Source organism: Mangrovibacter plantisponsor, assembly GCF_003182475.1.
Taxonomy (GTDB): Bacteria; Pseudomonadota; Gammaproteobacteria; order Enterobacterales; family Enterobacteriaceae; genus Mangrovibacter; species Mangrovibacter plantisponsor.
Map to the genome: position 1 here is coordinate 176,141 of NZ_QGTS01000002.1, position 13,212 is coordinate 189,352.

The 13,212-nt window shown below is 38.9% G+C and carries 12 protein-coding genes; all 12 read left to right on the forward strand.

What is annotated here, in order from left to right; translation table 11 throughout:
- Nucleotides 1-2: 2 nt before the first annotated feature.
- The 12 genes from DES37_RS26100 to DES37_RS03495 all read left to right on the forward strand — a co-directional run bounded on the left by DES37_RS26100 (nucleotide 3) and on the right by DES37_RS03495 (nucleotide 13,177).
- Nucleotides 3-176: an acylneuraminate cytidylyltransferase family protein gene (locus tag DES37_RS26100; protein ID WP_342768388.1), complete on the forward strand. Its 174-nt coding sequence runs from the start codon at nucleotides 3-5 to the stop codon at nucleotides 174-176.
- A 12-nt stretch (nucleotides 177-188) separates the two neighbouring features.
- Nucleotides 189-707, forward strand: coding sequence for a pseudaminic acid cytidylyltransferase (gene pseF / locus DES37_RS03445; RefSeq protein WP_342768389.1), 519 nt, complete (start codon nucleotides 189-191; stop codon nucleotides 705-707).
- Complete coding sequence (gene pseG / locus DES37_RS03450; protein WP_110024849.1) at nucleotides 685-2,217, forward strand: UDP-2,4-diacetamido-2,4,6-trideoxy-beta-L-altropyranose hydrolase; 1,533 nt, start codon at nucleotides 685-687, stop codon at nucleotides 2,215-2,217. Before pseF ends, pseG begins: the two co-directional genes overlap by 23 nt.
- Nucleotides 2,217-3,266, forward strand: a complete 1,050-nt coding sequence (gene pseI, locus DES37_RS03455) for a pseudaminic acid synthase (RefSeq protein ID WP_110024850.1) — start codon at nucleotides 2,217-2,219, stop codon at nucleotides 3,264-3,266. The genes pseG and pseI overlap by 1 nt, the downstream gene beginning before the upstream one ends.
- Before the next feature lie 56 nt (nucleotides 3,267-3,322).
- On the forward strand, nucleotides 3,323-4,597 hold the full coding sequence (locus DES37_RS03460) for a lipopolysaccharide biosynthesis protein (RefSeq protein WP_110024851.1): 1,275 nt from the start codon (nucleotides 3,323-3,325) through the stop codon (nucleotides 4,595-4,597).
- Nucleotides 4,575-5,600: a hypothetical protein gene (locus DES37_RS03465; RefSeq protein WP_110024852.1), complete on the forward strand. Its 1,026-nt coding sequence runs from the start codon at nucleotides 4,575-4,577 to the stop codon at nucleotides 5,598-5,600. Before DES37_RS03460 ends, DES37_RS03465 begins: the two co-directional genes overlap by 23 nt.
- A gap of 51 nt (nucleotides 5,601-5,651) precedes the next feature.
- Nucleotides 5,652-6,413, forward strand: coding sequence for a DUF4422 domain-containing protein (locus DES37_RS03470; RefSeq protein WP_110024853.1), 762 nt, complete (start codon nucleotides 5,652-5,654; stop codon nucleotides 6,411-6,413).
- Entirely contained in the window at nucleotides 6,410-7,555 is a 1,146-nt protein-coding gene (gene glf, locus DES37_RS03475; RefSeq protein ID WP_110024854.1) for a UDP-galactopyranose mutase, read from the forward strand. Before DES37_RS03470 ends, glf begins: the two co-directional genes overlap by 4 nt.
- Nucleotides 7,556-7,569: 14 nt before the next feature.
- Complete coding sequence (locus DES37_RS03480) at nucleotides 7,570-9,006, forward strand: undecaprenyl-phosphate galactose phosphotransferase (protein ID WP_110024855.1); 1,437 nt, start codon at nucleotides 7,570-7,572, stop codon at nucleotides 9,004-9,006.
- Between the two features lie 153 nt (nucleotides 9,007-9,159).
- Entirely contained in the window at nucleotides 9,160-10,569 is a 1,410-nt protein-coding gene (gndA, locus tag DES37_RS03485) for an NADP-dependent phosphogluconate dehydrogenase (RefSeq protein ID WP_036115118.1), read from the forward strand.
- 207 nt (nucleotides 10,570-10,776) lie between these two features.
- Entirely contained in the window at nucleotides 10,777-11,763 is a 987-nt protein-coding gene (gene wzzB, locus DES37_RS03490) for an LPS O-antigen chain length determinant protein WzzB (RefSeq protein ID WP_110024856.1), read from the forward strand.
- A gap of 79 nt (nucleotides 11,764-11,842) precedes the next feature.
- Nucleotides 11,843-13,177 carry a DUF6418 domain-containing protein gene (locus tag DES37_RS03495; protein ID WP_146211487.1) on the forward strand — a complete coding sequence of 445 codons (1,335 nt, stop codon included), beginning with the start codon at nucleotides 11,843-11,845 and terminating at the stop codon, nucleotides 13,175-13,177.
- Nucleotides 13,178-13,212 lie beyond the last annotated feature (35 nt).

Consider the following 13,212-nt stretch of genomic DNA (forward strand, 5'->3'; position numbering starts at 1 on the left):
ATGTGGCAATCATCCCCGCAAGAGGGGGAAGCAAGCGTATACCGCGGAAAAATATTAAACCATTCTGTGGGAAACCGATGATTGCCTGGTCCATTGACGCCGCTAAGCAAAGCGGCGTCTTTGATCGAATCATTGTTTCAACGGATGATGAAGAAATTGCAGATGTCGCTCGTTAATATGGTGTGGAAGTGCCGTTTATGCGCCCAGAAGAACTGGCAAATGATTATGCAGGCACGATTCCTGTGATTCGCCATGCTACTGAATGGATAGCAAGTAACGGTAGTAAAGCTGAGTATGTCTGCTGCATTTATGCTACCGCTCCGTTTATTCTCCCAGAGGATATTTTAAAAGGACTGGAAACATTGAAGGAACATAATGCAGATTATGCATTTACAGTCACTCGGTATCCTTATCCCATACAGCGAGCAATAAAAGTAAGTGACGAGCAGCGTATCAGTATGTTCTCTCCAGATATGTTCAATGTCCGTTCTCAGGACCTGGAGGAGTCTTGGCACGATGCGGGACAATTTTACTGGGGCTCGTCTCAAGCATGGATAGACGAGAAACCAATATTTAGTACAAAATCATATTCAATCGAACTGCTACGTGAACGTGTGCAGGATATTGATACGCCAGAAGATTGGCGAGTAGCCGAATGGCTATTTAAAGCTATGGAGTTCAAAAATGAATGTCTGTCTGCGAGTTGACTCATCTTTTTCAATAGGCTCTGGGCACATTATGCGATGCCTGAGCTTAGCCAAATCACTGAATAAGTTGGGTGCGCAGTGTACATTTATATCCAAAGGGCATAGTGGAAATATAATAGAGAAAATTGGTCAAGGTGGTTTCGATTTCAAGGTGATTGCTGCCCCTGTTCATTCTAATGATTATGTTATAGATGAAAAATCATGGTTAGGTGGTAATCAGTCGGATGATGCACAAGACTTCATCTCATTAATAAATAAAGAAATAAAGAAGCCAGACATAATTATTGTTGATCATTATTCACTTGATGAAGAATGGGAAAGGATAGTGAAGCAATATTTCCCTACTACTCGCCTGGTTGTTATTGACGATTTATGCAATCGAAAACATAGATGTGATTTGTTAATTGATCAAACTTATAAGCGTCAAGCTGATGAATATAGCCTGCTAACTGAAAATAATTGCAAAGTATTGACAGGGACTCAGTATGCATTAATCAACCCTTCATTTCAAAAATTGAGGAAACAGTCGATTAATAAGAAATCACTGTTAAATAAACCTCAAACACTAATGATAACAATGGGGGGGGTCGATGCACAAGATGTCACTGGGAAGATTCTTGATTACCTTGAACTGGCTGATTTTACAAATTTTACCAAAATTACAGTTATACTTGGGATTGCATGCCCTCATGCTACGAAAATACGATTTCAGGCTCAAAAATCAAAATATAATATTGATGTGCTGAGTAACGTTACAAATATGGCAGAACTCATGCTTGAGCATGATTGCTCTATTGGTGCCTTGGGGGGGACTACATGGGAACGCTGTTCAATGGCTCAACCCGCAGTAAATATTGCCATCGCAAATAATCAAAGGACGATTGCACAAAACTTGTTAAATGAGGGTGCAATCGTTTTGGATGCAAATACTTTCAGCCAGGCAGAATTATGTAGTGCCATAGAAAGCCTCATTATGAATTATCAAGAGCAGCGCATCCTGGCAATGAATATCTGTGATGGTCTGGGAATCATGAGAGATGTACAGGAAATAATTCCTCAGCCAGCAAAAGATGGTCATAATGTTACGTTGCGTTTAGCAACGGAGGATGATATCGATTTTGTATATCAACTCCAGTGTGAACCTCAAACCCGCCGTTTTGCCCGTAATCCAGAAATTCCTGAATATGTAAATCATGTCTCGTGGATGAAAGACAGGTTGAGTAATGCAGAATCTGTATTCTACATTATTGACCATGATGGAGCATGTGGGGTACTTAGACTTGACCCTGTACAACATATAAGTGCTACCCACGAAATATCAATATTCTTGACGACAAAAAGCCATGGTAAAGGTGTTGCTACTGCAGCAATTAAACGCGCGTTGATGTTGCATACGGATTTTTCAGTGTTAGCAACTGTATTACCTGAAAATCATACATCACATAAGCTATTTAATAGCATTGGATTTAAAAAAATCTCATCCAGTGAATATATTAGTGAGAAAGAGTAATGAGTGATTTTATAACTATTGATGGGCGTAAGATTGGTAGAAATTATTCGCCATATATTATTGCTGAATTATCGGCAAATCATAATGGTGATATTAATCGTGCTTTCCAAATAATGGAGGCAGCTAAGGCGGCAGGCGCTGATGCTATTAAGTTACAGACTTATCGAGCTGATACAATCACAATAGATTGTGATACGGAAGATTTTCAAATTCATGGCGGATTATGGGATGGTCAGACTTTATATAATTTATATAAAGGCGCTCAGATGCCATGGGAGTGGCATAAGCCACTCTTTGATAAAGCTAAAGAACTGGGGATTACTATTTTCAGTAGCCCGTTTGATTTTACTGCTGTTGACCTACTTGAAGAATTAAATGCACCTGCTTATAAGATTGCCTCTTTCGAAGCAATCGATTTACCTCTTATTAAATATGTTGCTAAAACTGGCAAACCAATGATTATCTCTACCGGTATGGCCGATGAGCAGGAAATAGCAGAAGCTGTTAATGCAGCTAAAGAGGGTGGGTGCAAAGAACTTGTTGTATTACATTGTGTAAGTGGTTACCCGGCTCCTGCTGAGGATTATAATCTGGCAACTATTTCAGATATGGCAAAGCGATTTAATGTTATTACTGGCCTGTCAGACCATACAATAGATAATACAACTGCTATTGCATCTGTTGTGCTTGGAGCATGTGTTATTGAAAAACATGTGACTCTCGATAGAAATGGTGGTGGTCCTGACGATAGTTTTTCTCTTGAGCCTAATGAATTGAATGCGCTATGTCGGGATGCAAAAGTGGCGTGGACTGCATTAGGGCAGGTGAACTACGCCAAGAAAGAAAGTGAAAAAGGAAACGTGAAGTTTCGGCGCTCACTGTATGTTGTCAGTGATATCAAAAAAGGTGAAAAATTTACACCTGAAAATGTACGGAGCATTCGCCCTGGCAACGGATTAGCACCGAAGTATTACGATGATATTATCGGTAAAACTGCTCGTGAAGATATTAAATTCGGTACTCCAATGAGTTTTGGATTAGTTGAGTAATTTTTCTAACTTGACATGGATGTCAATTTGGAAATATAAATACTGGCTTGTAATTAATGTTAGATATAAAAGCGAAAAATATCTTATTTAATCGTTCTTTATTGATGGTTGGTGTTAGAGGTGCGACGCTAGCAAGTAAGTTTATATTTATAACTTTCTTGGCAAAATTTAGTTCATATGATGTTCTGGCTCTTTACTCATTAATTACTGTTACAGTTTCTTATTTATTATATATATTGGGTTTTGATTTTTATACCTATTCTTCACGAGAGATCCTCAAAGCAGGGTTTGAATTAAGTGCTTCTTATTTATATAACCAGTTCACATTCTATCTATTAATGTATTTTGCTACAATTCCTGTAGTGCTTATTTTCTTTTTTGCGGGGGTTTTGCCATTTACTATTTTACCTCTATTCTTTATAACATTAATATCTGAACATTTGTCACAGGAGTTAATGAGAGTTCTGGTCTTATCTAAAAATCCGTTTAAAGCAAATCTCCAGTTATTCATTCGCTCATCGCTATGGATATATTTATACATGGCATACAGTTATTTACATGCAGATTATTCAATTAAAGTAATGCTAGTTATGTGGTTTTCTGCGAATATTATAGCTATAGTAATGTTTATGCCTGTATTTACTCGTGTTAATTGGTCTTCGCTGCGATGTAAAATTGATTGGGCATGGGTTTATAAAGGAGTAAAAATCGCCATTCCGCTTCTCTGTGCTACATTAATGCTTCGTGGAATATACATAAGTGATAGGTATATATTGAAGTTTACATCAACAACATCTGTGTTAGCTGTTTATTCATTCTATAGTAATATAGCGAATGCACTTATAGCTTTTGTTGATGCTGCCGTTATCATGCATTACTACCCTCTTATTGTTGAATCATTTCAGAATAAAAACGTAGAAAAATATATAACTAGTATAATTAGCTTTAAAAAGAAAATAATATCTATTGGCATATCAATAATGGTTGTTCTGTCTTTATGCATGCCTTTTGTTTGCAAAGTTTTAGGGAAAAATGATTTCATTGAGCATATAGGGATATTTTACATACTTTTGACTTCTTCTTTTTTTTATTGCTATGGGCTTGTATATCATTATGAGCTTTATGCGAGAGGTAAAGATTGGTTGATTGTGATTTCTACCGGATTATCATTTATTTTTTGTATAATCCTTCAATATATCATGGCCATTTATTTTGAAGGTGTTGGCGTGAGTTTAAGTGTTTTATTTACATCATTGCTCCTTCTTTTTATAAAAAAAATAATGATTGCCAGAGTAAAAAGGAATGAAAGTGAAATATATTGTGGACTGTGAAGTTAAAGAAGAGTTGCTAGAAATATTAAAGTTCCTGAAGATCAATAACGTAAGTAATAACAATATATTTATTTGCTGTCCTGAGTCTATTTATCCGTCTGAGCATGATTCGTATGTTGGCTTAAAATATTCATCCGTGAATCCACGTGCTTTAAATAAAATAAAACAGCTATTGATATTATTTTATGCTGTTCTAAGGTTTAAACCTGGTATTCTTTTCTCCGGCTATCCAATGCTAAAACATAGGCTGATATCTTTATGTTTGTTTAATAAAGTAAAGCATTATAGCTATTTACGTGGTTTGTTTGCAGATTCTTCGAATTTTAAAGGTTATTCTGATAAGCTTTTTCTTATGCTAAGGAAGTCAAAGGTAATAAAAAAAATAGGGAATTTTCAATGTGATAAAATATTCACAGTGAGTGAGGTGAATAAAAAGTTTTTACTTGAACGTGATGTGTCTGAAGAGCGAATTTTCGGAATTCCTCCACTGTGGTTGTTAGACCTTAAATCTACGGTTCGTGCTAAAAATAGTAGAGTGATATATTTTGTTACTCAAGCATTTGCTTCACATTCGTGCCCTGAAGCAGCAGAGAGTCAATGCTTGTTTCTTAATGAGTTAATTAAAGAGTTTAAAAGCCGAAACTTAGAGTTGGTTATAAGAAAACATCCGCGTGATTATACGTCATATAGTATAGATGATAATGTTTCTATTGATGACAGACCAAACTACGAATTTTTGGAAGGGATTAAATCTCAGGATGTGCTGATCTCACCATTTTCTACATTGGCATTTGAAGCTTCATATCTTCACGCTACTGTTTTGTTTTATAGTACTCCCGAGCTTGATGCTTTATATGGGAATGCATACAAAAAAATAAATGCTAAAGTATTCAATGCACCTGTATCAGTAACGGAATTTATCTTCTCAAATGAATATTTAAACAAAGCATCTGTCTGTCCAGATATGTTTTATTCACGGACGGATTATCCTCCTGTATTGTAGCTTATTATAGATGTTGATTAATATTTTTCATTCTTCCGCTTGGTATATTAGATGAAGATTTATGTTGTTAGCCATAAAAAATACTTATTCCCATCTGACTGGTCTTTTCTACCTATTCAAGTAGGAGATGGAGAGAAAATATCTGAGGATGCGCTATCAGATCATAGTAATGATAATATTTCACAGCTGAACACTTCATTTTGTGAACTGACTGCAGTTTATTGGATTTGGAAAAACTCGCAAGATGATATCGTCGGTTTGGCTCATTATCGGCGTTACTTTTCATCACAAAGACGTGAGTTAACAGTAAAAGGTAAACCCATTGCTTCAGGAGACGAACTGCTGGGGCATCTTGAACAGAATGATATTCTGGTGGCAAAACCGCGTAATTACTTTATTACATCTATAAAAAGTCACTATATTCATGCTCACCATCAGTCAGACTATGATCAGCTGAGAAATGAAATAGCATTACAACACTCAGATTATCTGGCTGATTTTGATAAAATAATGAATGGCACTAAAATCAGTCTTTATAATATGTTTGTTTGTAAGAAGGCTTTGATTGATCAGTATTTTAGTTGGCTTTTCCCTGTGTTATTTGCGTTGGAACAGAAAATTGATTACCAGAACTATGATACATACCAGAAACGAGTGTTCGGTTTTATGGCAGAAAGATTGTTTAATGTTTGGCTGCATCACCATAAAGATTCATTGAAAATTAAGTATTTACCAGTTGTTAACATAGATGGTGAAAATTTGTTTTTAAAAGGTATCGGTTTATTAAAACGTCACTTCTGGGGAAAAAAATGAAGGTAGCTATTGTCGGTGCAGGCATTTCTGGGGCAGTCATCGCACGTCTTCTTGCGGAGCAAGGGATTAAATCTGTCGTTTTTGATAAACGTGACCATATCGCGGGTAACTGCCACTCCGAGCGCGACGAACAAACTCAGGTGATGTTGCATGTTTATGGTCCGCATATTTTCCATACAGATGATCAAGAAGTATGGGAGTTTGTGAACCAGTACAGTGAATTTATGCCATACACCAACCGGGTTAAAGCGGTTTATAACGGTGCGGTCTATTCTCTACCGGTTAACCTCCATACTATAAATCAGTTTTTCAGGCAGACACTGAGCCCGGCAGAAGCAAAAGCCTTTATTGAGCAGCTGGCGGATAAAACCATTACAGACCCGCAGAATTTTGAAGAACAGGCTATCAGCATGATCGGTAAAGATCTGTATGAAGCCTTCTTCAAAGGGTACACGCTGAAACAGTGGGGTTGCCATCCAACAGAATTACCTGCCAGTATTTTGAAACGGTTGCCAGTTCGGTTTAACTACAATGATAACTATTTCAATCACAAGTACCAGGGTATGCCGAAAGAAGGCTACACAGAGATGGTGGCAGCAATACTGAATCACCCCAATATCACCGTTAAACTTAGCTCGGCTTTTGAGCAGGCTATGGCCTCTGAGTTTGATCATGTGTTCTATTCTGGCCCGTTAGATGGCTACTTCAATTATAGTGAAGGTCGCCTGGGGTACCGTACGTTGGATTTTGAGCAGTTCTCTGCAAAAGGCGATTACCAGGGCACTGCGGTAATGAACTACTGTGAAGAAACTGTCCCCTGGACACGCATCACAGAGCATAAGTATTTTTCTCCCTGGGAATCTCATGAAAATACGGTCTGTTACAAAGAATACAGCCGGTTGTGTGGCGAGGAAGATACCCCGTACTATCCTGTTCGTTTAGTGAAAGAGAAGTCTTTACTGAATAAGTACCTGGATATGGCCCAGTCGCTAGAGTCTATTACGTTTGTTGGCAGGCTTGGTACATATCGTTATCTGGATATGGATGTAACTATTCGCGAGGCTATAGACGTGGCCCGCCATTTTTTACACTGCCAGTCGGCAGGGGAAACTATGCCGGTGTTTAATGTCGACCCGCGTTAAAGAGCGGAAAATTCATGGATACAGAAAACTTTCTTAATAAATATAATCCGTTCCTGTGCAAGTTGTTTTTAGCCGCATCGGATTTTATCTTTTTTAATCTTGCGCTGTTACTTTCAATTGGCTGTGTATACTGGATATTTAACGATATATATCGGTTTATTCCAGACACGCAAATAGAAATCCGGATCTTAACTCATGCGTTTATGGGGTTTATCTGTGTAGCCTGGTTCTGGATTCGCTTACGCCATTACTCATACCGTAAACCGTTCTGGTTTGAGCTGAAAGAAATTGTCAGGACTATTGTCATTTTCGCTATTTTTGACCTGGCAGTTGTGGCATTTTCTAAATGGCAATTTTCCCGTTATATCTGGGTGTTCTGCTGGTCTTTTGCTGTGCTATTGATTCCGTTATTCCGGTCATTAACTAAGCATTTGCTTAACAAATTAGGTATATGGAAAAAGAAAACCATCATCCTCGGGTGTGGTAAAAATGCCAGTGAAGCTTACTTTGCCCTGCAAAGTGAAGAAATGCTGGGGTTTGATGTGGTGGCATTTTTCGACCAGGAAGCCCTGGAAGATACCCTGCATGGTTTGCCTGTAGAAAAAGATCCTGGCGTGTTATGGGAAGTAAAAAAAACCGGAGACATCCATTTTATCGTTGCGTATGAAATGGAGAACAGTGACAAAACACTGGAGTGGATCCGCGAGTTATCCAAGCACCATTGCCGTTCGGTAACGGTGATTCCATCGTTGCGTGGCTTACCACTGTATAACACAGATATGTCGTTTATTTTCAGTCATGAAGTCATGCTGCTACGCATTCATAATAACCTCGCGAAGCGTACCTCGCGTTTTATGAAAAGAACCTTCGATATTGTGTGTTCATTGCTGATTATTTGCCTGGCATCGCCACTGCTTGCCTATCTGTGGTTTGCGGTTAAGCGCGATGGGGGGCCAGCTATTTATGGGCACATGCGTGTTGGCCGGCATGGCAGGCTTTTCCCGTGCTACAAGTTTCGCTCAATGGTGATGAACTCCCAGGAAGTACTGGAAAATTTACTGGCGAATGACCCAGAAGCGAAAGCAGAGTGGGACAGGGATTTCAAACTGAAAAACGACCCACGGATCACTAAAGTTGGGCATTTTATCCGCAAAACCAGCCTGGACGAGCTTCCTCAGTTGTTCAATGTGCTTAAAGGTGAAATGAGCCTGGTGGGGCCGCGGCCTATCATTTCTGAAGAGCTTGAGCGCTATGATCAGGATGTAGATTACTACCTGATGGCGAAGCCAGGGATGACTGGGTTGTGGCAGGTGAGTGGCAGAAATGATGTCGATTACGACACCCGCGTCTATTTTGATTCCTGGTATGTTAAAAATTGGTCACTGTGGAATGATATCGCCATTTTATTTAAAACGGTGAAAGTGGTACTCCACCGTGATGGCGCATACTAGACAGAAGTTTTACTGCGGGTTCAGGTAGCCCGCAGTGCGTTTTAAAGTGGCATCTATTGCTACCAGCTCGGGGTATTCCTGAGTTAACATTACTTTTACTTAATCCCGGCGGAGACACACCGCACGGGTATTCACACCTGACAGGAGTTTGTAATGTCCAAACAACAAATCGGCGTGGTCGGTATGGCCGTTATGGGGCGCAACCTGGCGCTCAACATTGAAAGCCGTGGTTATACCGTCTCCGTTTTCAACCGCTCACGTGAAAAAACTGAGGAAGTGATTGCCCAGAACCCGGGTAAAAAACTGGCACCTTATTACACCGTGCAAGAGTTCGTTGAATCTCTGGAAACTCCGCGTCGTATCCTGTTGATGGTTAAAGCTGGCGCTGGCACAGATGCGGCTATCGAATCTTTGAAACCGTTCCTTGATAAAGGCGACATCATTATTGATGGTGGTAACACCTTCTTCCAGGACACCATTCGCCGTAACCGTGAACTGTCTGCTGAAGGCTTTAACTTCATTGGTACTGGTGTGTCTGGTGGTGAAGAAGGCGCGCTGAAAGGCCCTTCCATCATGCCTGGCGGCCAGAAAGAAGCCTATGAGCTGGTAGCACCTATTCTGACCAAAATTGCTGCTGTAGCCGAAGATGGTGAGCCTTGCGTCACCTATATTGGTGCAGACGGCGCTGGTCACTATGTGAAAATGGTTCACAACGGTATTGAATACGGCGATATGCAGCTGATTGCTGAAGCCTATTCACTGCTGAAACAGGGCCTGAACCTGTCTAACGAAGAGCTGGCCACCACCTTTACTGAGTGGAACAAAGGCGAGTTGAGCAGCTACCTGATTGATATCACAAAAGATATCTTCACCAAAAAAGATGAAGACGGTAACTACCTGGTAGATGTCATTCTGGATGAAGCAGCAAACAAAGGTACCGGTAAATGGACCAGCCAAAGCTCTCTGGACCTGGGCGAACCGCTGTCTCTTATCACTGAATCTGTATTTGCCCGTTACATCTCTTCCCTGAAAGAACAGCGTGTAGCTGCTTCTAAAGTGTTGAGTGGCCCGCAGGCGAAAACCTTCAGTGGCGATAAAGCTGAATTTGCAGAGAAAGTTCGCCGTGCTCTGTATTTGGGTAAAATCGTTTCTTATGCTCAGGGCTTCTCTCAGTTGCGTGCGGCTTCTGAAGAATACAACTGGGATCTGAATTACGGTGAAATCGCGAAAATTTTCCGCGCTGGTTGCATTATTCGCGCCCAGTTCCTGCAGAAAATTACCGATGCCTACGAACAGAACCCGTCTATTGCTAACCTGCTTCTGGCGCCTTACTTCAAAAAAGCAGCAGACGACTACCAGCAGGCGCTGCGCGATGTAGTGGCCTATGCAGTGCAGAACGGTATTCCAACCCCAACTTTCTCTGCAGCAATTGCTTACTACGACAGCTACCGTGCAGAAGTACTGCCAGCTAACCTGATTCAGGCTCAGCGTGATTACTTTGGCGCGCACACCTACAAACGTATTGATAAAGACGGCATCTTCCATACCGAATGGCTGGATTAATCCGCACCAGGTAATACGTTTTACTGATAAGCCCGGTTTGCCGGGCTTTTTTGCATGCATAATCTATAAATCATATCTACACTGTTATCTGTTGTTTATTTTCAGTATTTTCCTGATGGATTCTTTAAATTAATCGGTGTCTACTGTGCAGTTCTGAAGGATCTCACCCATAGAAATTTGGTGTTTTTTTAAGCGAGCTGAAAAGCAATGATGAGCAAAGATACAAATGCAGTTCCCGGCAGTAATGAGCGAACACAAATTGAACAAATCGATTTAATCGATATCATCCAGCAGTTATGGGCAGGGAAAAAAACAATCTCTATTTTTGTTGTCACATTTGCTGTGCTTGCGCTTATTTATGCGTTTCTTGCACCACAGAAGTGGTCATCAGTTGCTATTGTTACATTACCAGATACCGGTCAAGTTGCTGCTTATTCACAGGCTGAAAATGTTCTCTATCCAAATAACGCACCCTTAATGCGCGATATACAGATGAATTTTTTTAATAGATTCCAAGGGGGGATTGCTGCATTAACTATTCAATTGCAAAACTTAGAAGAAAAAGAAGATATCAGTAGTGAAAGCGTAAGCAAGGACCAGCCTAACCAAATTAAGATAAGATATGTTGGAAAGAGTGCAAATGAAGCACAAGGAAAATTAACTGAGTACTTAAAAAGGGTTGATAGTAAAATTGTAACAGATATTGATGGGGATTTGGCATCGAATGTGAATTCACGGACTAACGAGTTAAAAGATGAAATAAAATCATTAGAAAGGATTGCCGAAGAGAAGAAAAATGACCGTTTGAAGCAATTGAATCAGGCTCTACTTATTGCAGAACAGTCTAAAATAAAATCGCCAAAGTTGGATAATTCTTCAGGTACAACTGATGATACATTGTTTGCACTAGGCTCAGATGCATTAAATGCTATGATTGAAAATTACAAAGAAGCACCATTACCTTTGAGCTCAGATTATTACAGTGCAGTACAAAATTTATTGGCTGTTGAATCTATAAAAAATGACAATCGAGTCATTTCAACATTCAGGTATATCATGAAACCGAGTTTGCCAATACGCAGAGATAGCCCCAAAAAGGCCATTATTTTAATTATATCTATCTTTATAGGTGGATGTCTGGGGGGGGGCGTGGTTTTATTAAGGAATATAATCAGGCAGAGAGTTAAGAATTAAAAATAAATGTGGTCATGGTAAAACATGGTCACGTTTTAAATTAAATAGAGCAAATGTGTTAATTTAGAGAGGTCTATGCATGCTTGCATTGTTATTTTTATGGGGCTGCATTACATTATTATCAATACTTAATTGCATTTCTTATAATGCGTTGAATGTGTTGACTATACTATTGTGGTTTTTATCTTGCCTATACTATCTGAAAAAAGATAGTGAGTTCACTATAATCTCTGTTCTATTGCTTACATCATTTACAATAACGGGAGTGATTTGTGCGTATGCGGAAAATAATGTTTTATTAAGTGAAATACATCAAGTCTCTTCGCCATCGGGTGCTACAACCAGAATACTGACACTAAGCTTTGTTATCATTGCAGCAGCACAATTTACGTTTAAAAAAATAGGAAATATCAGATTTCTTTATGGATGCTTATCATTAACAACAAATAAAGTTGTAGGGTGGCTATTAAATTTTAGTGTATTATCACTAATTATGTTGATGATTTTCTTTCGCTTGAGGTATGGGAATCCTAATGAGTATGGTGTAGACAGGTTTTATTATTGGAATAACATTGCTCCGGCGTGGGGACAATATGCTAAGTTTATACTACAACAGTTATCTTTACTAATCGGTGTTCTATACGCTGAAACCAAAAGAAGATATTTCCTGTATTTTATTATTATATCAATTCTTTCGCAGTATATAGTTGGCGAAAAATTCACTGGTTTATTTCTTTCGTTAGTTTTTTTTATAACCCCTATTGTACTGATTAATAATATAAATATAGGAAAAAAAATATTTAATATAAAAGCATTTTTGATTATTTCTATATTATTTTCCCTATTGATATATTCGGCGTACTTAAGTTACTACTCAATAAGTGGGAGTAGTGATGCATTTAATAGACTGCTTAATAGAGTTGTACTCCAGGCGCAAATGTGGTGGGCAGTTGATTGGCATTCATCTGGTAATATGGTCAGTTCTACAGATATATTGGTGCATCTGTTTGGTTTTGGCGCAAGTGATGAAAGTAAAGGAATTCGCTATCTAATGAGTATTATTGCGCCTAGTGATGTATTCTCAATCTTTATGATGCGTGGGGTGACTTTCACTATGGGAGGACCTGTAAATCTGATTTATTTTTTTGGTTTCCCACTTTCTATTATTGCTGGTGTTGCACTTGGTTCCTACTCAGGGTTGATTATGAGGATTATTGTTGATTCGATAAAGACCGGGGATCTAATCTTGTCATTAATATCTATAAAACTACTTTATGTTTTAGTGAGAGTAATTACTATGGGCGACTTCTATCAGTTGTTTGAGATCAAAACTATCTTATGTGTGATTATTTTCATTATATACAGCTTGATGTCTTGTGGTATGAATAAAAATAGAATTTACAACATGTCATAACGGGGAAGGGAAAAAATTACCTCACTAAATATAGC